Source organism: Scytonema sp. NUACC21 (assembly GCF_054684315.1).
The window spans coordinates 253,743-275,307 of the sequence record NZ_BAAFZH010000107.1 but is presented as its reverse complement, the minus strand read 5'-3'; the positions used below and the strand labels follow the sequence as shown (position 1 = coordinate 275,307).

Genomic DNA, 21,565 nt, shown 5'->3' with positions numbered 1-21,565 from the left:
CTATTTTGTCAAGTTCAAGAGGTATCCTAACAATTCTTTAACTTTATCTGGATTCAAAACACGGAATATAGCCAAAATAATGGTAACTAAAATGACTATTCCCAACACAAGAGTTTTGGCATTATTCCATACTTCAGCCAGCCATAAACTAAAAGCACCAATACTCGAAAAAATATCCCCAATTAAACGTCCCCGACGCCACCACCTACGCTTGTTCCCTGGTAAACGCTTTGACTCTTGAGCAAACCTCGTTTTCACCCAGTTTTTATCCTTCCCTTGCTGACGTGCTTCCCAAACCAAGCTTCCCGCAATTTGCAATAAAAAAGGGTGATTTCCACCCAGTTCTCGTGTCAGTCCTTGTTCGTCCATACTTAAAGCTGCATGAGCACCGTTAACCGTACTCGCTGGTAGACGCACTAACTCTACCGCTTCGTCTTCCGTTAGTTCCCCCAACCTTAATAGGTGCCCTAAATTGAAAAACGAAGAAGTTAATTGATGTTGTTTGGCGTAAAAATCAAGCCCACTTATTGTCGCTATCACCAGCATTAAATCGCTGTTGTCCATTAAAGAGCGTAAGTTATCATAAAAATCATCATTAAATTCGGTTTTTCTCTCAAATAATTCTTTAAAATCATCCAAACAAAGCACGGGTAATATTCCCTGGCACTTGCACTCTTTGATTGCTTGCGAAAATACCTTGCGTTCGATTGGTCTTGTTTGCAACAAATTACATACTGTTTGTTTTGTCTGAACTGTCGGGCGGTTCAGCAACTCTTGAGCAACAGCTTCATAAAAATCCTTTTCTTGCTGACAATGCACGCTTTGCAGGGATAAGTAAATCACGACATAAAGGCTTGCATTTTGTACTCGCTGCTCCCAAGTCAAGAAAAAATGATACAGCAGTGACGACTTACCAATCCGTTTTTCTCCAACAACATTTATGCTCGTTGGCTGTACTCCTGTCATCCGTGAGACAATAGCGTTAATGTATTCTTTACGTCCCACAAATAACTTGCGGTCTTGAATCATCCCCGCAGCGACAAAAGGGTTGGTAGCAGAGTTCATACACTGATTTGGTAAGTAGCTCAAATAAATTGAGTGTAAGACACTTTTAGGTTTGGAGTTGGGATGCATGCGAAGACAGAGCAACTACAAACATAATACATCTGGGCGATCGCCCTTACAATCTGGTTAATACTTAAGTACTATGGGAAGAGTTAGTACTTGCTTCAGTATTTTTATGCAAACGTTAGAAGCCTATAACTTGAAAAAGACGTTTCGGCGAAATAAGCAAATTGTCGAAGCTGTCAAAGATGTTTCTTTATCGATTTCCCCTGGAGAAGTACTAGCGTTCCTTGGTCCTAATGGTGCGGGTAAGACAACCAGTATCAAAATGATGGCGGGGCTGATTCAGCCAGATGCTGGTTGGGTGAGAATTGCGGGAAGCGACCCCCACCGCAATCCAGCTGCTTTGCAAAAACTGGGTGCTGTCCTAGAAGGAAATCGCAATGTGTACTGGCGGCTGACTCCAGAAGAGAATTTAGAATACTTTGGGGTGTTGAAAGGATTAACCCGTCGAGAAGCCCGTAAGTCGGGAACCACACTTTTGGAACGATTTGGGTTAATGCACAAACGCCGAACTCCAGTACAGAACTTGTCTCGGGGAATGCAGCAGAAGTTAGCATTTGCTGTCGCCTTAGTTCATCAACCCCTACTTTTGTTACTGGATGAACCAACTTTAGGTCTAGATGTAGAAGCGACTGAAGATGTAAAAATTCTCGTGCGAGAGATTGCGGCTTCTGGTTGTGCTATTTTGCTGACAACTCACCAACTTGCCATAGCTGAAGAACTTTCAAACCGTGTTGCCATTCTTCAAAAAGGTGAAATATTAGCAGAATCACCTACTCAAGAACTTATTCAGCAGTTTTCCGGTACAGCATACAAGATTGAGATAGAAGCTGGACTGGATAAAACACAAATTGCAGGATTAGAAACAATTGGTGCCGATTTTGAAGATGAAAAAACTATCTATATAGGTAAACCGGAATTACTTTATAAGGCTTTTGATATTCTCAAATTTGTTCCTTTAAAAAGCGTACAAAAAGAGCAGGCAGACTTGACAAAGGTATTTTTGCAGATAGTGAGAAAAGGAAAGAGTGTATCTTAAATTTTTAGATAAAAAAAGAGAGAAATTATGTTGGAATTATTTCAAGCGGAATTGCGTCGCAGTTGGACGATGTTTCGCCGCTATCCATTTGAAGCTATTGGCTTACTTTTTATTACCACTACCATCTTTTATGGTCTTTTCTTAAGCGCCCGTTATATAGCTGGTCCTGCTTTAAAATTAGGAGATAGGCTAGACTCGGTTATCATCGGCTATGTGCTTTGGAATTTGGTCACATTTATTATGGCAAGTATTACTGGAACGTTACAATATGAGTCACAAACGGGAACTTTAGAACAACTATTCCTCTCTCGATTTGGTGCTATCAAACTTGTTTTAGTTAGGTCATTGGCTGAACTAACATTACAGTTATTTTTGATGCTGAGTAGCTTATTTTTAATCCTAGCACTCACGGGAAGCCGTCTCAATTTTTCTCTTACTGTGCTTTTTCCTTTTGTGACTGTACTCCTAGGAGCCTATGGCATGGCTTTTACAATGGGATCGTTAGCTTTATTGCTCAAGCGCGTCCAACAATTATTTGTAATCGTGAATTTTGCTCCATTGTTTTTGCTCTCAACTCCAACTGAAACCTGGGCACCACCAGCAAATATTTTGGTAAAATTATTGCCGCTGGTTCCCGGTGCAGAAATTTTACGTGATTTGATGGCACGAGGTGAAAGTTTAGATTTTACTAAACTTGTTATTGCTTTCATCAATGGGGCAGTTTATTTTGCTTTAGGGTTGCTTCTTTTTCGTGTTGCTGAACGCGAGTCTAAGCGGCGAGGAATATTGAACGGATATTAAAGCAAGAATTGCCTTCAAACTTACACAACAAGAACTAGTAGCTTTAAGCGATCTGTCGAAGGCAGTAGCGAAGCTATCGCACATTCGAGCAAATCAAAGCATTTGAGGAGAAGAACTATCGCAATGCTAGTTTTATAGATTTTCTCGTGTTACCAATGCCTTGGAAGTTAAGATTATTAATGGCAAATTTGTTGCACAATTAGATGCTTTTTACAAGCAAGAAGTAATCCTTTTCCGCTCTAAAACTCCCGATTGTTGTAGGGCTATGCCGCACAACAGCCCGAACGCTTATTAGTGCAATGCATAAACGTATCCATCATTGCAAATAACGTAAATCACTCCATCAATAATGATTGGGTTAGAAAATATTACAAACGTAGTTCCTGTTATGATCTCCTTGATATTATTTCCTATTAGATTCAACCAAGAGTTTGGCTGGAATAACCACCCATTTGGGATTGGTGCAATAAACTTCCATAGTTCTTGCCCTGTAAGACCATCGAAAGCATACACAGCCCCCCAAGAAGCACAATAAAGTATTCCTTCAGGAGTTAGTGCCAGTTCATTGAACAAAAAAGCTTGGTTTTGAACTTTCTTCCAAACTTCTCTTCTATTTTCAATATTTATTGCATAAATACCACCCGTTATTCCTAAATAAACAAATCCATTAGCAATTGCTAGAGAAGTGATTGGAATTGAAGAATTTTCTGTAATAAATTGCCAAATTTCCTGCCCTGTATTGGCATTTAATGCATAAACAATTCCCTTATTGGCGCTTATATAAATGACGTCATCGACAAACACGGGAACAGAATCAGAACCAAAGGGTCTTAATTCACATTTCCACTGTTGCTGTCCAGTTCTAGCATCTATTGCATAAAGATCTCCTCTTCTATTACCAACAAAAACAACCCCATTAGCAGTTGCTGGATGAGTCATTTCTACATTTTGTATCGTTTGAAATGTCCAGATCAATTGTCCGCTCTCTTTATCCAGCCCATAAAAATAACCATCAGGATCGCTAACACAAAGAACAGGCTCGGCAATGACAATTTCTAAGGTTTTAACTGGAACTGTGTTACTTGAATCTGAAGTTTTTATTCTCCACTTCTGCTGTCTGGTACGAACATCAATTGCACATAAATATCCGGCTCTGCCACTAATGTAAATGACCCCATCATGAAATATTAAGCTTAATGAGTAAGAAAACAAATAGGGAAATGATGCATCTATTTCTAATTGAAAACTCCAAAGCTCTTGTCCTGTTTGGATATCTATTGCATCTAGGTATCCATTGTTGTTAAGTAAATAGAGTACCCTATCACCAAATACTGGCTTTCCCGAAACAATTTTTTTGAGCTTCCACTTTATTCCCCTAAGATCGCGGACACCCCTTGTGTTATACACACCTGTACGTTGAGAGTTGGCTCTAAACATAATTTTGCTTATTTGTTTTGTATGGAATCAGGTCAACCAAAACTGATTTAATATGCCACAGCCAAGTGCTCCGATCGCAAATTGCTTGACTGTGACAGTCAGTAAACCTTAACTAAGCCGTGACAAAGATGTCACTAGTGCCAATGGTTGGTTTATTTGATAGCGTCGTTACCTGCACCGCCCCAAACCCAGTCTGGTTACCATCGGCATCAAAGAACAGAGCACCTGTAGTTGTGTTGTAGATAAATCGTTGACTGGAATTAGTCGCTGATACGGCACTGCTACCCATGAGAAATTGGCTTGAGGTAATGGCAGAACCCACAGTTAACCCACCACCGAAACCAGCCGCAGAAACACTCAGTGTATCATCAACTGCCGAGAAGTCGCTAATGCTGTCAACTCCAGAGTTCGGATTGTTGAGAACGAAGATATCAGCGCCGGTACTACCCGTGAGTACATCATTGCCAAAACCGCCAATGAGGGTGTCATTGCCACTGCCACCAATTAAGGTATCCTCTCCTGTTCCGCCATCAAGCAAGTCATTACCAACACCTCCAGTCAGATTGTCATTGCCGTCATGACCAAAGAGGTTGTTACTGACACTGTTTGCTGCGATCGTGTTATTAAGAGCATTACCGATACCGTCAATGATACTCGAACCCGTTAGAGTTAATTTCTCCAAATTATCCCCTAGAGTCCAACTGATAGAGGAATTGACGGTATCCGTACCAGCATTAGCAGCTTCTAGAATACTGTCACTAGTACTGTCAACAGTATAAGTGTCATCCCCATCGCCACCAAAGAGAACATCGTTCCCCGTGCTACCATCAAGGGTGTCGTTACCCGCACCGCCACTGAGGGTGTCATTACCCGCACCACCATTTAAGGTATTGTTGAGAGCATTTCCAGTGATGACGTTGTTGAGTGAGTTCCCAGTACCGCTAGTAGCACTACCAGTCAGTGTTAGGTTTTCGATGTTGCTTAACCCAGAGATTGAGAAGCTGACAGAAGCCTCAATTGTATCAGTACCGCTACTAGCATTCTCAATGATGATATCGCTTGTGGTATCAACGATGTAAGTGTCATCGCCAGTGCCACCATCCATTGCGTCATTGCCCGTGCCACCAATGAGAGTGTCGTTACCAGCACCACCAATCAAGGTATCGTTAAGGGCTCCACCATCTAAGATATTGTCGAGGGCATTCCCTGTGATGCGGTTGTTGAGCAAGTTGCCCGTGCCTTTGATAGCATTACCAGTTAGTGTCAGGTCTTCGATATTAGTCAGGGTAGCGATTGAAAAGTCAATAGTAGCTTCGACAGTATCGGTACCTTCTGAAGCATTTTCAGTTATGGTGTCGTTGAGCGAATCAATATTGTAAGTATCGTTACCTACACCTCCGACAAGAGTATCGTCACCAGCACCACCAATGAGAGTGTCATCACCAGCACCACCATTTAAGGTATTGTTTTGAGCGTTACCAGTTATGCGGTTGTTAACTGAATTACCTGTACCGTTAGTGGCGTTACCAGTCAGTGTTAGGTTTTCTACATAGGTAAGACTAGCGATGGAAAAGTCAATGGCAGCCTCAACAGTATCGGTGCCTTCTAAGGAATACTCAGTTATGCTGTCATTGAGTGAATCAATAACGTAAGTATCGTTACCTACACCCCCGACGAGAGTATCATCAGCAGCACCACCAATTAAAATGTCATCACCGCTGCCACCATTCAAGGTATTATTGAGGGCATTACCAGTAATGACATTGTTCAGTGAGTTACCAGTACCGCTACTGGCACTACCAGTTAGTCTTAGGTTTTCTACATAAGTAAACCCAGAGATTGAGAAGCTAACAGAAGCCTCGACTGTATCAGTGCCGCTACTAGCATTCTCTACAGCGATATCTGTGGTGCTATCAACAATATATATATCATCACCAGCACCACCTTCCATTCTGTCATTGCCTGTACCGCCATCAAGGGTGTCATTACCATTACCGCCAATCAAAGTATCATTGCCAGCGCCTCCATTTAAGGTGTTGTCGAGGGCATTTCCTGTAATGTAGTTGCTTAAGGAGTTGCCAGTAGCGCCAGTTGCACTACCAGTTAGTGTCAGGTTTTCTACATTTAATAGCCCAGCAATTGAGTAGTCAATAGAAGCAATAACTGTATCAGTCCCGCTACTAGCATTCTCAATAATGGTACCGTTGGTGTTGTCAACAATATAGGTGTCATCACCGCTACCACCATCCATCGTGTCATTACCAGTACCGCCATCCAGTGTGTCATTGCCCGTACCGCCAATCAGGCTGTCGTTACCCGCATCACCAATTAAGGTGTCATTGCCGCTATCGCCATTCAAGGTATTATCAAGGGCGTTTCCTGTTATGCGGTTGTTCAAAGAATTCCCTGTACCGCTGATGGCACTACCAACTAATGTGAGATTTTCGATATTGGTAAGCCCAGCAATTGAGTAGTCAATAGAAGCAATAACTGTATCAGTTCCGCTACCCACATTCTCAATGATGGTATCAGTGGTGCTGTTAACAATGTAAGTATCATCACCAGTGCTACCTTCCATTCTGTCGTTACCCGTACCACCATCAAGGGTATCGTTACCAGTACCACCAATCAAGGTATCGTTACCGTCATTGCCAAATAGGTTGTTTCCGTAGTTGTTGCTCCTAATTGTATTGTTAAGAGCATTACCTATACCAGCGATGATGCTTGTACCCGTTAAGGTTAAGTTTTCTAAATGATCGCCGAGCGTCCAACTGACTGATGCACTCACGGTGTCTGTACCAGCATTCGCTGCTTCCAAAATGCTGTCAGAGGTACTTTCAACAGAGTAGTAATCATCCCCATCATCACCTGCGAGGACATCGTTACCCAAGCCCCCATCAAGGCTATCATTACCTGACCCACCGTTGAGCGTATCATTTCCCTCATTACCCCTGAGGTTATCGCTGCCACTGCCGCCATTAAGGATGTCATTACCAGCATCGCCATAGAGATTATCACCACCAGCACCGCCATCTAAGGTATCATTTCCATCACCGCCATTCAGGCTATCGCTGCCTTCCTCGCCGTAAAGAGTGTCATCCCCAGCCTCTCCGTAGAGGTAATCGTAACTCAGACCACCAGACAGTATATTGTTAGCAGCATTACCCGTGATTGTGTTGCTGAGCTGATTGCCCGTGCCGTTAATGGAGTTGGAACCGTAAAGTGTTAAATTCTCTAGATTTTCTCCTAGCGTCCAGTTAACAAATGACCACACGCTATCTATGCCAGCGTTTAACTCTTCGATGATAGTATGTGCCGTAGTGTTAACATAATACACATCGTTACCATTACCTCCAACTAAGGTATCGTTACCTTCATAAGCAGAAAGAGTATCGTTGCCCGCACCACCAATTAAGGTATCATTTCCAAGATTGCCCCAGATATTATCGTCACCTTCTCCTCCGTCCAAAACGTTATCGAGTGCATTTCCCTCAAGGTAATTGTTTTGGGCGTTACCAGTACCGTTGATAGCATTCAGAGTTAGTATTAGTTGCTCTATATTAGAAAGCCCAGCGATTGAGAAGCTAACAGAAGCGTCAATCCTGTCATAACCTTCGTTCGCATTCTCAACAATGGTGTCATTGAGCGAATCAACAATGTAAATGTCATCGCCTGTCCCCCCAATGAGGATATCGTTACCCGTGCTGCCATCCAGAGTGTCGTTACCTGCATCACCAATTAAAGTATTGTCTTGAGAGTTGCCTATAATTCTGTTGCTTAGAGAGTTGCCAGTACCGTTAATGGCATTACCAGTTAGTGTTAGGCGTTCTATATTAACCAGCCCAGCGATTGAGTAGTCAATCGAAGCTTCAATCGAGTCATAACCTTCGTTCGCATTCTCAACAACGGTGTCGTTAAGTGAATCAACAACATAAGTATCATCACTAGTACCACCAATTAAGGTATCATTACCCGCACCGCCAATTAAAGTGTCATAGCCTGCGCCACCATTCAAGACGTTGTCTAAATCGTTCCCTGTGATGCGGTTGCTCTGGTTGTTTCCAGTCCCGTTGATGGCATTAAGAGTTAGTATCAAATGTTCTACATTGGTCAACCCAGCGAGTGAGTAGTCAAAAGAAACTTGAACGGTATCATCACCTTCATAAAGATTCTCAGTAATGGTGTCGCTAACTGAATCAACAATGTAAGTGTCATTGCCAGTGCCACCAAACATTCTGTCATCGCCAGTACCGCCATCAAGAGTGTCATTACCTGTATAACCATACAGAGAATCATTGCCGCCGCCGCCAATTAAGGTGTCATCGCCTTCATTACCAATGAGGGAATCATTGCCTTCTCCCCCGGACAAAATGTTGTTGAGTGCATTTCCATCAAGATAGTTGTTTTGGGAGTTGCCAGTACCTTTGACAGCATTACCAGTGAGTATCAAATGTTCTACGTTAGTTAACTCAGCTATTGAGTAGTCCACAGAAGCTTCGACCTTATCTTCACCTTCTGCCGCATTTTCAACAATGATGTCATTAGGCGAATCAACGATGTAGGTATCATGACCAAGGCCACCAGACATGGTATCATCGCCTGCCCCGCCATCCAAAGTATCACCGCCGTAACCGCTGCCACCATTCAGGATGTTATTTTGAGCATTCCCTGTAATGCGGTTGTTCAGGCTGTTACCAGTACCACTGATGGCATTACCAGTCAGGATCAGATCGTCTATACTTATCCCATCTATCGAGAAATCAACAGAAGCTTGAACTGTATCAGCACCGCCACCCGGATTCTCAATGATGGTATCAGTAACGCTATCAACAATATAGGTGTCATTACCAACACCACCGTCCATAAAGTCATTGCCAATACCACCGTCTAATGTGTCAGATCCCGTACCGCCAATAAGGGTGTCATTACCAGCACCGCCAATTAAGGTGTCCGAGCCTTCTTTACCATCTAAGGTGTCATTACCATATGCTCCCACTAAGGTATCGTTGTTGGCGGTACCGATGAGGTTAAGGGGAGTGTCATTGTCTTTAATTATGAAGGTGGCGGTGCTTTGAGACCCAATTGTCCCACCAAGAGTCGGGTTGGTTAAGGTCAGGTAAATTGCCTCATCACTTTCAGAGACCGTATCGTTAACAATTGGGATGACAATGGTCTTAGTTGTTTCTCCGTCAGCAAAGTTCACAACTATAGACGTACTGTCATAATCAGTTGGGGAGGTAGCAGTACCATTACTAAGTGTAATAGTAGCGCCCACTGCTCCAGAGATTTTGCCAGTACGGATAACCGTGACAGCAGCCTCTTGTGTGCCGTCTTCGATCGCGCTAAATGTTGCAGCACTAAAAGCTAGATGCACATCATCATCTACAATGGTCACGCTAGCGCTGTTTTGACCGCCAATAGTCGCACCGCCTGTGGGGTTGCTCAAAACTAAGTTGAGCTTCTGTGAGCTTTCAATTAACGTATCATTGACAATCGGGATAAGAACTGTTTTGCTTGTTTCTCCCGATGCAAAGGTAACAACAATGGGAGTGTTATTGTAGTCGATTGGAGAGATAGCGGTATCATCGCTCAGAGTGACAGTGGCACTAATTGAACCTGCCGTGCCATCGGTACGGATAATGGTGACTGCATGAATTGGGGTGCCATCTTCGCTAAAACTAAACTCAGCAGCACTGAATGCTAGCGTACCGGGGTTACCACTAGCAACGGTCGTAGATGCTTGAGGACTGCTAGGAGCATCTTCAATATTCCCCGCGTTGTCCTGGGCACGGCTGTAGAAAGCATAGCTGTGACCTGCAATACCAGTAAATGTAGCTTCGGTAAGAGTAGTATTTTCCAGCCAAGGAACAAATGCGCCGCCATTGTCCGAGACGTAAATTGTAAAACCAGCCAAAGCCGATCCACCCGTATTGTCACTACCAGACCAACTGACGGAGAAACTAGTATCGTTAGTCGCACTTGGCAATGCGCTGACAGTGCTTGTGGGTTTACTCTTGTCGATGGTGTTAAAAATTGCTGGTGTATCAATGGGTTCGTTAATATCAAAGATAATGCGGGCTTGAGCGTCAATGACAGCACCATTCTCAATACTCGATTTGGCTTTTACGGAATAACTGACAAAGCCATCTCCTTCAGGTTTGGTGATGTTAGGTGGCAAGAAACCTTGCAAGGGATTGGTTGGCTGTACTCCAGTGGTTGGGTCTATGGATGTCAGTTCCCAAAAGGCTTGCCCTGTGGCAACATCAATACCCGCTACAACATCTACGTAGATTCCCTTGGTAGCAGTTAAATCCAGACGAGTTTGATAAAAAGCTCGGTTGTCCGGTACATCAATAAACGTGTCGGCAAAGCCGAAGTCACCCACGCGGAAGGTACGAAAGTCGAGGTCGCTGTCAAGTTGTTGGGTGATGCGTACAACTTGGGCAGGCGCAGTCGCAAAAATTGGGTCGTTTTCAAAGCGGATGGTGTAGTTGAGAGGGTCTTTTGCGGTTACCCAATGTTCTGCACCAAACCCTTGGGGACCAAGGATATCGTTGGGATCAAAGGAGGAAACAATATCTACAAACCAGCGTACTGGTTGATTTAACGGATTGTTAAAAGGCCAACGGAAAATAGGAGGAATCCAATCTGGCAATTCTGGCCACTCGAATGCTGGTGCTGCAGGAGGTTCATTCGTTGGTTCTGTTTGGGGAGGGGAGTCTGATGATGGCGTCTGAACAGGTTCTGTAATTGGAGGAAGGGGCGGACCGGTTAGTATATACGTTCCCTCGCTTATGTTAAACCCAACCATACCCGGTAAAGGTATGGATCCTTGCAGATTAAACACAGCACCAAGGCCACCCTCTACAGTCTCGATGTTCTTAGATTTCTTACTCCAGTTAAATATAGCAGTACCGAATGCAGCGCTAACTTGGATACGGAAGTAGTCTCCCGGTTGAATATCTTCGACAGATGAAGTCACGCCAACTGCTAGATCTCCCCCAAATTTCGTCTCACCTATAAATCGACCTTGTCCTTGCGTTCCTACTACTCCAGCAACAGTCAATTCTGGGCCACTAACACTAATAGCTGTATAGGCTAATCCGTTGGCATCGATCCAATTTGTGGGATTGTTGGCAGTATAAGCGTATAAATTGAGCCCTCCAGCGACTTCAATCGGATCGGGGTTAAGAAAGCGTCCTTCAGAAGGCAAATAATATCTTGCCCGCATGAAGTGAAGATCGTTCTCTTCATCCATCACACCCCACTGCCCAACGTACTCGAATGGGTTTGCCACTGTCTCAATAGAAGTTAAGTTCTCCCCAAAAGGCAGATAGTTATAGGTATTAAGGTAGTTGCCGCCTGAACCTGTCAGCCCCATCGTGGAACCAAGTGCATCGAAGTCGTAGTAAGTTGAGAGATTATTAACATCTGTGCGGCTAGCCAAGCCCAGACCATGAACATAGTTGGCAATTAAGTTACCATTGCTGTCATACTCCCCAACCACATTTCCCATCCCAGTTGGGTCTATCAAGTACTCTGTCCGCTGACCATTATGAATCGTAGCGACACGGTTGCCAAAGACATCATACTCGTAGCGCCAGCTGCCATCAGGAGTGTCGAGTTGGAGCAAGCGATTTTGGTCATCGTAGGTGAAGGTTGAGATCTGTTCATTCTCTGTTCTAGAGAATAAGTTTCCGTCCGCGTCGTATACGTAGCTGACCCCAGTGGCATTGGTGTACTGGTTCAGGTTATTCGTTGTATAGTCTGTGGTGACATTGTTTTCAATCGTCCGAATTCGATTCCCGGCTGCATCATAAACATAAGTTAGATTTTGACTGGGGGTAGCAGGATTTGTGGAAGCGAAAGTCGCACTAGTTAACTGACCAACAGCATCGTAACCGTAAGTCCACATACCATCTAGGGTTGTCATGCTCGTCTTTTGCCCTAGAGCGTTATAGGTGTAACTCAAGCGAGAGTTAACACTGCCATCCGGAGCATAATTGACTAATTCCTTAATCTGTTGGGTGTTGTTGTAGGTATAGGTAGTATAAGTGCCATTGCCATTGTCTTCCCGGCTCAGGCGACCAACATTGTCATAGGTGTAGCTGATAATCCGGTTGTTATTGCCATCGGTTAAACCTGCCAGTCGTCCTACATTGTCATAGGTGTAGTTGACGGTGAAACCATCCTGATTCACCGTTTGTGTGCGACGACCCGCAGCATCATAGGTAAACTGTAAGAAGCGCCCTGAGGGGTAAGTAATCTGCTTCAGCCGATTTTGAGCATCATACACCATTGTAGTAGTGCCCTGGCTTTCAGTGGCAGACTTCAGGTTCCCTCGATTGTCATAGGTGTATTCAGCAAACGTGCCGTTAGCAAAGTCCTTGCGGGTAAGTAGTCCATCGTTATTGTAGGTATAGTTGATGGGAATTTCACGACGGTTGATCGATTGGGTGAGATTGCCTGTGGCGTCATAGTTGAACTCTTTAGTACTGCCGTCAGCATAAGTAATACCTGTTTGGTTGCCCCGGCTATCGTAACTGTAGCTAATGGTGTTACCCCGCTGGTCTTCAATACTGAGCAATCGATTCAGAGCCGAGTCGTAATCAAAGTTAACCTCATGACTTAAAGGATCTATCTGGCTGGTTAGATTTCCTTGGTCGTCATAACGGTAAGCATAGGTGAAACCGTTGGGAGTAAGCAGTGATGTCAGATTACCATTGTCATTATAGAAAAACTGGGTACCGTTCCCAAGAGCATCATGGATCTGACTTACTTGCCCAAAATCATTAAGCAAGGTTTTTGTTGTTGAGCTATCAGCATTGGTAATCGTGATGCTACCAGCACTATCGTAAGTATAAGATACTGTTTCAGCACCAACATCGCCATAGGTACGAGCCAGCCTTCCTTGAGTGTCATACTCGAAGTAGCGGTGTGTATTGTCTGGATAAGCAATAGACAGCAGAGCATTTTCGCGGGCAAGATGACTGCTAGTTTCGTAGGTATAAGTTACAGTGCCAGAGTGAGTCCTGACCGAAAGCAGCCTCTCGCCCGCTGTATCATAAGCATAGGTGGCGATCTGACCTGTTGAATCTGTAATTTGACTAATGCGACCCTGAGGGTTGTAGCTCAACGTCAGACTGTCACCATTGGAATGCAGCAAACTAGTTAATTGTTCCCCAGTGTAACCGGCAGTGATGCGATTCCCGTTGGCGTCTTGGGTATAATCCAGCTTGCCATTGACTCGGAAAGCCGATACTGTCCCATCTATTTCTTGCAGGCGATATCCTTCCTGCTTCCAGATCAGTGTGGCTTTATCATCTCCATACCCGGCGTACATACCATTCCCTTGGTGGAAAAAGAACCTTTGCTTACCCCCACCATTAATACTGGCAACGTTTCCAGTGGAGTCTGTACTCAGAAATACTTCCCACGGAGTTGTCCAACCGTAGCCTAGAGAACCCAGACTATAGCGCCCTGCCAAAGATTGCAGAAAGATCCGCCCAAACTGAAGTGAAAGCCCTGGTGTGGCATCGACTATATCGACGGCAGCAATTGCAGGATTAGTGAATGCATTACCGGCTTGTTGAAGTTCAAATTTCAGTAGTCTGGCAGCACTATGAGTATACTCACCCATCTGACTGAGATGGGTTGCATTATCTGCCAAAACTCCCAGGTAATCACTTACGGTACTGCCAACAGAAGCAGTAAAATTGTTCCAAAAAGCATCCCAGAATCTTTCAGGAACAAAATCCGGTCGCGCTTCCTCCTTAACCGTTGCCCAATCAAATAGCCGATCTGATTCTGACTGTACTTGTAAATCAAAATTAACTGAGCCAGTCGTAACGGTTGGAGCAAAGACGAACGAGATACTACCACTTGCTCCTGGAGATAAGATGCCAGCTGGGCCATCAGTATTAATTGCTAGAAATTCAATCGAACTTGTAGATGCCCCTGAACCAGGCGGTAATAACTCAGCATTCTCGGCAGTAAGCGAGATCAACGGAGCTAGGACATCAGTTTCTCCAGTGTTAACATATTCCACCGTGATGATACCATTCTGTCCGAGACGCAAAGCTTTGGGTGCCACAATCTGCGTTTCAACCTTGCCTGGAGCACCTGTGTTCACCGTGAAGGAATCCGCCAAAATCGCTGTCTTGCCGTCATCCTTGACCTGCACATCGTACTGTTCCGGATTTAAACCCCGCAGGTCAAATGTTGCCCATAACTCCGTGCTGTCTTTCCACCACACACGACTAGCAGTGCGCTGACTGCCATCAGGCGCAATTAGGTTCACCTCAGCATCGGTGGAAAACTTAGCCCCCGATATCATCATCGTTGTCTGACCAAGATTGCTTCCCCGAGTTGTCCCCAGGCGTAGAATCGACAAATCCAGCGCATTTGCTTGCAAGGAATACTCAGCCGGATCTCCAACCACACTACTACCGTAAGCAAGAACATAGTAAGTTCCACCCTGGGTTGCAGGCACGACAATTTGCTGATCGGAGGAAAAGGCATTGCTGAAACTCAGGTCAAACTCACTCCGAGTTGGCATTGCTCCATAACGGACATAAACCTCATTAGCAGCTGTGGTAGAGACACTGTCAAAGTTGAATTGTAGTGTCTCACCTGGGGCAACATCAATTCTGTAGTAGACCGACTGCCCTTGCCCCAAAGTACCACTTGCAAAAGCTCCCAGTTGCAGACGCTCGGCATCAATTGCTACTTTTGTTAAAGAACCTCCAATGTTGTTATTTTCGTTGTTTTCTACGATAGCGTTGCGGATATCGCTCTTGACAATAACGTGATAGTCGCCAGGGACAACACCAGGTAAGGGAGCAGTTATGGCTGATTCATAGCTTTCTCCTACAGCTGCGTAGCTAACTGGTGCTTGGATACGTCCAAAGAAGGTATCATTTATATCCCATTTATCATCAGCAGAGATGTAGATTGAGTCATACCAAATACCTTGAGCCGCATTTGGTCCGATGTTGTTAATTGTGTAGCTGATGGTGGCATCAAGCCCTGGAACAGCATTAGTGGGGATGGTGATAGTACCAACTGTTAGGTCAGCAGGTGCTGGTAAATTGACCCGCATATAGTTAGTATCATATTTTACGTTGTTTCCTTCTCCACTGCGCTCGTATATCTGATTGCCCCCATCGGTGGCTACAAAGACGTAGAATGAACCGGATAACCCTTGCGGCACTTTGAACAACTGGTTTTTGGTGTACGACTCTCCAGCTGCTAAGCCGCCTACATGGTCTTGGTAATCGAGATAAATATCGCTGCTGCGATCGAAAATTTGGTCGCGAGAAAGGTAGATGGCATCATACCAACGCTTGTAGCCAGTAGCAGCACCTTCGTTGCGGACAGTCCAAGTCAAATTAAATTGCTGACCGCTAATAGCATTAATGGGTGCATCAACACTTTCTACCACCAAGTTAGGAACTTCACCCTGGGTAATGACAGTGGTGTTGCTGGTTGCTTTGTCGTTGTTGTCCTCCAAAGAACCTTCCAAAACCTGGTCGTTATAGTTACCATTGGCACTTTTATCTGTGTGGACAATAACGTAGTAATTACCCTTGAGGTCTATCGGCAGGTCGAAGGTACCAGAACCGTCATAAGAGCCGAATTGGTCTAGGGCACCAGAATGGAAAACTTGTCCCAAATAAATGTCTTGTTGAGAGTTTAGTTGGATGTCGGTAGAAAGGTAAACGCTGTCGTACCAGGAGTAGGCATTAGTGCGACCATTACCGAAGTTTTTCACTGTCCAATTAACAGTAAGTTTGTCGGTTGATGATACAGAAGGTGTTGCGTTAATTACACTAACTCCAGTCACCTGCAAATCAGGAGTGTCTCGGTTGACGGTAATTAATTGAGATTTATAGTTATTGCTAATAGCAGTTGCTTCATAGACTTGATCGTTGGTATCAGTCACAACAAATAAATTGTATTGACCTGACAAGTTGAAGGGAATGGTAACCAGTTCGTCAAGTGAATAGAACTCCCCAGGGTTGAGCACTCCATAGTGGTTGGAATAGTGTAAAAGAACATCATCACTGTTACCCAGTGTTGTATCAGTAGACGCAAATATTTTGTCAGTCCAAGCCCTGACAGCAGTATCACCTGTTCCAATGTTAGTGACAGCCCAAGAAATGCGGGTAGCTTTACCTGCCTCAACGCTTGGCTGAACATCAATTGCCGAGACTACCAAATCTGCCGGATGTGATGAAACTGTAACTAATCCAACGCTGGAACCAACATTGTTGCCATTATTCAGCTCAAAGACGTCATTGGGCTTGTCAGTAACAACAAAGACGTGGAAAGTACCACTTAGCCCATCAGGAAGAGTTGAGGTAACAGAGCCGTGATAAAATCCACCTGCTTCTAGGTTGCCATAGTGTGTAACGTTGTCCAAAAAGATATCTGTGCTAGGTTCAAATTGAGTATCTGCTGACAGGTAAATAGCATCAATCCAGGTATAGTTGGGAGTAGCGGTCGCCCCGTTATTGACCACACGGTAATTAATTGTTAGGGGATGACTAGCTACAGCCGCTACAGGAGCTTCTACTAACTCCACTTCCAAATCTGGAGGTGGTGTGAGGTTAACTGTAGTAGGTGTAGGTTGGTAAGCAACGTTATTAGCTTCTAATGCTAATTCGTGAATTGAATCGCTCGCGTCAGTTTTGACCAAGAAGTAGAAATTTCCGCTCACCCCTGTTGGTAAGGTTACATCTAAACTTGCTCTGTAGCTTTCATTAACACCAAGGTCGCCGTAGTGGTAACGCATACCAAGGTAGCGATCGCCTATGTCAAGCTCATCATCAACTGACATATAAACTGTGTCGTACCAGCTGTATTTGGAAGTGCTACCGGGACCGTTATTGGTAACAGTCCAATTTAGGGTCATCCTCTGACCTGAAAATGCTTGGGAAGGTGAATTGACGACAGTCGGTTGTAAGTCAGGCTGTGGAGTCAGTTTAATAGAACTGGAGTTACTGACGCCAAAATTGTCGCCCTCGTTTTGAAGTTCTTGAACTTGTGCATTGTAGTCGGTTTTAACTAGGAAGTGGTAGTTGCCGTTAACCGTTTCAGGTAAAGTGACTGTCAAACTATTGGTATAGCTTTCATTAACATTTAGGTAGTTAGTATTTTCAACCTTACCTAAGTAAATGTCACTTGAGTCAAACTTGTCATCTAAAGACAACCAAATTGCGTCATACCAAATCGGCGCACTAGTAGAGCCAGTTCCCGTATTCGTGACAGTCCATTCAATAACAGTCTTCTGACTGGAGAAGGCAGTAAGTGGAGCAGTGACACTTGATACCCGAAGGTTTGGGAAGGGGGAGAGGTGAATGTTGATTGGCTGAGCGGAAATTCCAGTATTGTTGCTTTCTTTATTGTGTTCGTAAACTTTTTGATCGGTGTCTGTTTTGACTACAATCCATCGCTCGCCACTCCAATCCACAGGCAAAGTAATTTCTTGTATCCGGGTAACAAGTTGACCTGCCACCATCGTACCTGTGAACTCAAAAGTATTTATTAACTCGTCATCTTCATTTCCAATTACAGCGTCATTAGATAAATAAATTTGTTCAGACCAAGTGCCACTTGCAACGCCGTTACCTTGATTATGCAGCGTCCAACTGACCTGAATGCGTTGTCCTGAAAACTCTGTGGGAGGAGATGTTATATTGCTAACAACTAAATCTGGCAGAAGAGGCAATGTCAAATCCCGACTTGCACTCACTTTATTGTTGCTGTCACTGGTTTCTAGTTGTTCCTTATTTGCATCAGTTTCCAGCAAAATATAGTAAGTACCTTCAGACAGGTCGGGATTTAAAGGTAAAGTTGTTGTAGCACTTTTGCTGTAAGTAGTATTTTTAGCAAAGGGTGTTGTATTTATGATGTCTTCAGTCCAAATGACTATATCATCATCGCTAATAGTTCCATCTGTAGAGAGATAGAAGCGATCGCGCCAGTTCCTAGTTGCCGTCCCATCTCCGGTATTGCGAACTGTCCAGTTGAGAGTGATTGGACTGCCAAGTACGTTACTGGAAACAATATCGAGTGACTCAACTTGCAAATCAGGAGCAGTAATTGCGATCGCTCGCGCTTGCACATTGTTCGTCTTGTTATCTTCATATTGGTTGTTATCGCGATCCGTCACAAACAACAAATACTTACTACCCGTTATTGCCGTTTCGGGAATGATGATATCTACTAGCTGCTGGTCATAAGTCCCACCGTTGGCAGCTAGCGGGGTTTGCAGCTTGATTGTGCGCGTAGTTAACAGCGTATCTCTATCACTGCCATCAAGGTCGAGCTCAGTATCGTCAGACAGGTAAACAGAGTCAACCCAATTATCCAGCTGAACTACTCCATCCCCTAGGTCAAGGCTAGTAGGCACAACTGCTCCATCCCCCTGATTTGTCACCGTCCAGCTTACCTGGATTGTCTCTCCGAGATAAGCTGTAAGAGGAGCTGTAGCAGTAATACTTAGATCTGCTTCAGGAACATTATTGATAGTGATTGTTATTGATTCATCGTGAGTAAGACCGCCAATATCTGTGGTACGAACGATGATGTTGTGGCTGGAACTGGTTTCGTAATTTAGCTTGGCTTGATTTGCGACAATCAGCTGCTTTCCATCAATAGCAAAGCGACCACCAGCATCATCTAACAAAGTGTACGTATATAACTGCTCTGCATCTGGGTCAGTAGTGGTTAAGGTTCCAATGAAAGTGCCGTTAGGACTGTTTTCATGTACAGTTGAATAAGATAAAGATATATCGGTTGGTGGCTGATTGGGATTTCCATTAACAACAGAAAATAAAAATATGCCTGCTTGATTGGTATTACTAGCTGATTCCAGGTCGAGCATTTTGTCTGTGCCAGAGTCGCTCAACTCAAAGAAGTTAGTACCATTAGCAGCCGAGAATCCAGCCCGTGCATTTCCGCCATACCATTGAATATCCTCATAGCGAAACTCAATGGTAAAGTTACCTCCACCCGTGTCTCTAAGACGCAACTGGAAAGCGTTGGGTGTTGTTCCGTAGCTAAACTGTCCAACATCATCCCAAGTAATTGTTACAGTGTTATTAGCTGGGTCAAGATCCCAATAAACAAGGTTAGAGCCAGTAGAATTCCCTCCAACAGAAGAAGTTACAGCATCGGCTCTAGTATCAATATCTGTAAAAAAGGGAGCAATAATTGGTATGCCTGTATTGCCCGTGATAGCAAAAGGTGTGTAGGTGTTGCTAGGAGCATTAAAAGTAATATTGCCATTGTTGTTAATATAAAAGCCGTTATAAACTGTACCAAAAAAGTTTAAGCCAACATCAAAAACTGACGTAATGTCAATAAACCCAGTAGAACTATCGTCATTCCTATCCAAAATATTTTCGCCAAAACCTGCTAGCCCACCAAGACCATCGATCAGAGAGTTGCCAGATGTACTCATAAATCATCACCCAAATTTTTACTAATGAACTTGAAAAACAGATAAGAAAGGAGAACAAATCGTCAAAATGATAGCAGCACGGAAAATGTAGAATAAGCTAGTGCTACCACCTTTCTAGATTTAGTAATCCTAAAAGAATTGTTTATTATTGAGTGTTTGATGAAACTGCATGACAAGTCAGATGCAGTTGAGTTAATAATGTCTGTATATTGTTAGCTTCAAATACTATAGGAATCCTATTTGATTTTTGAAACATACGTAGGTAGGGCTATGCCACACAATTGAACAACGGTGGGCACTCCCCACCCTACGTTACTTAGAGATTTTTCAAGAATTATTTAGGAGTGCTATAGCAGTTATTGCAAATAAGCTCGGAACCACAGCAGCACTTCCAGACGCTCTAGCAATTGAATCGAAACAATGAGTATTTCTGCGCCGTTGCTATTAACCGACTCATCAAATACTTTGATCGGATTCAATTCTTATTATCAAATAGCTCAATAGATAAAAAAAGCGAAATTTTACTGACAAGTGTCCGGATAAGAAAAATCCAGTAAAAATACTCAAGTTGTTGGGAAGGTTTTGAAAATTTTCTCACAAATGGTAGGGCATTTTGTTTTGCACGTGTAAAGTTAGGGATAGTTGACAGTTCTGCTTTTCTCTATAGGAATAGGCTTACAGGCACAGCCACCTGCTGTGCTTTTATCACTTCTGCCTTAAGTCGATTTTCATATGCGTGAGGTACACCTAATTGTCAGGGCAAACGTGAGCCCCTACTAATGTACCTCACTGACTCGCAAACCGAATATATGTCTGGTCTCTACAATTCCTAACTTTCCACGAAAGCAGCAGAATCAACATCTAAAAATAGTGTTGCTTGCTGTTGGGTGCGAAGAATAGAAGCGGGACAATTAGTGGTTACATCCTCATACAACATCTGTTGTACTATCTTGGCTTTACGTTTCCCTTGTGCAAGACAGATGATTTTTTGAGCAGAACAAATCAACGGGATAGTTACGGTAAAGGCATATTGCGGGACAGCTTCCAATTTTGGAAAATAACCTGTATTCACTTGTTGCTGGCGGTTAACTTCATCTAATTTTACGAGTTTCACTGTATGTGAATCGTGAAAATCCGCTACGGCTGGATCGTTAAAAGCAAGATGTCCGTTCTCGCCAACACCCAGACAGCACAAGTCTATAGGTTGTGCTTGCAACAGATTGGTGTAGCGATCGCATTCTATCAAAGGTTGCATGGCATCACCTTCAATATAGTGAAATTGTTTGGGCTGAACTCGGTTTTCAAGACGTTCACGTAGATAGCGGCGGAAACTAGCAGGATGGTCAGCAGAAATACCCAAGTATTCATCTAGGTGGAAAAAGATAATCCGCGACCAATCAACATCACCGATTTCTATCAAAGCATCAAGAAATTTAATTTGGGAATTCCCTGTTGCCATTAATAAAGCTGCCGTTTCTTTCTTTAGGAGGATGTTTTGTAAATCTACTTGTGTTATTTTCGCTACATCCTGTGCCAGTTCGACTTCAGAGCGGTACACGTGTACCTGTAGAGCATCAACACGAAAAGACTTGTTTGCGGTTGGCATTGGAGTCTCAAAAAATCTTTCTACTTCGAGGAAAGGAACGAGTAAGGGTACTTACCGGGACAGCCCCTACTCGTGCCGTTTACCA

The 21,565-nt window shown here is 43.8% G+C and carries 7 protein-coding genes; 2 read left to right on the top strand and 5 right to left on the bottom strand.

What is annotated here, in order from left to right:
• The gene (locus ACYRY3_RS40190; RefSeq protein ID WP_460207422.1) at window positions 1-1,065 is read right to left on the bottom strand and encodes an nSTAND1 domain-containing NTPase; all 1,065 of its coding nucleotides are present in this window, start codon (window positions 1,063-1,065) and stop codon (window positions 1-3) included.
• 175 nt (window positions 1,066-1,240) lie between these two features.
• On the opposite strand from ACYRY3_RS40190, the gene ACYRY3_RS40185 reads away from it, so the two are divergent.
• Both ACYRY3_RS40185 and ACYRY3_RS40180 read left to right on the top strand, forming a co-directional pair.
• Window positions 1,241-2,167: an ABC transporter ATP-binding protein gene (locus tag ACYRY3_RS40185; RefSeq protein WP_460207421.1), complete on the top strand. Its 927-nt coding sequence runs from the start codon at window positions 1,241-1,243 to the stop codon at window positions 2,165-2,167.
• Between the two features lie 27 nt (window positions 2,168-2,194).
• Window positions 2,195-2,968 (top strand): ABC transporter permease, encoded by a 774-nt coding sequence (locus tag ACYRY3_RS40180; protein WP_460207420.1) that lies wholly within the window; start codon window positions 2,195-2,197, stop codon window positions 2,966-2,968.
• 291 nt (window positions 2,969-3,259) lie between these two features.
• On the opposite strand, the gene ACYRY3_RS40175 is transcribed toward ACYRY3_RS40180, so the two are convergent.
• The 4 genes from ACYRY3_RS40175 to ACYRY3_RS40160 all read right to left on the bottom strand — a co-directional run bounded on the left by ACYRY3_RS40175 (window position 3,260) and on the right by ACYRY3_RS40160 (window position 21,480).
• On the bottom strand, window positions 3,260-4,405 hold the full coding sequence (locus ACYRY3_RS40175; protein ID WP_460207419.1) for an outer membrane protein assembly factor BamB family protein: 1,146 nt from the start codon (window positions 4,403-4,405) through the stop codon (window positions 3,260-3,262).
• A gap of 112 nt (window positions 4,406-4,517) precedes the next feature.
• Window positions 4,518-19,874 (bottom strand): CARDB domain-containing protein, encoded by a 15,357-nt coding sequence (locus ACYRY3_RS40170; RefSeq protein WP_460207418.1) that lies wholly within the window; start codon window positions 19,872-19,874, stop codon window positions 4,518-4,520.
• A 356-nt stretch (window positions 19,875-20,230) separates the two neighbouring features.
• Complete coding sequence (locus ACYRY3_RS40165) at window positions 20,231-20,353, bottom strand: hypothetical protein (RefSeq protein ID WP_460207417.1); 123 nt, start codon at window positions 20,351-20,353, stop codon at window positions 20,231-20,233.
• Between the two features lie 350 nt (window positions 20,354-20,703).
• A complete protein-coding gene (locus ACYRY3_RS40160; RefSeq protein ID WP_460207416.1) occupies window positions 20,704-21,480 on the bottom strand; it encodes a glucosamine-6-phosphate deaminase in 777 nt (258 codons plus the stop codon).
• Between the last annotated feature and the right edge of the window lie 85 nt (window positions 21,481-21,565).

Excerpts from the sequence above, each read along its gene's own strand:
- ACYRY3_RS40180 (WP_460207420.1), top strand. The coding sequence starts at position 2,195 with ATGTTGGAATTATTTCAAGCGGAATTGCGTCGCAGTTGGACGATGTTT.
- ACYRY3_RS40190 (WP_460207422.1), bottom strand. The coding sequence starts at position 1,065 with ATGAACTCTGCTACCAACCCTTTTGTCGCTGCGGGGATGATTCAAGAC.
- ACYRY3_RS40185 (WP_460207421.1), top strand. The coding sequence starts at position 1,241 with ATGCAAACGTTAGAAGCCTATAACTTGAAAAAGACGTTTCGGCGAAAT.
- ACYRY3_RS40170 (WP_460207418.1), bottom strand. The coding sequence starts at position 19,874 with ATGAGTACATCTGGCAACTCTCTGATCGATGGTCTTGGTGGGCTAGCA.
- ACYRY3_RS40160 (WP_460207416.1), bottom strand. The coding sequence starts at position 21,480 with ATGCCAACCGCAAACAAGTCTTTTCGTGTTGATGCTCTACAGGTACAC.
- ACYRY3_RS40175 (WP_460207419.1), bottom strand. The coding sequence starts at position 4,405 with ATGTTTAGAGCCAACTCTCAACGTACAGGTGTGTATAACACAAGGGGT.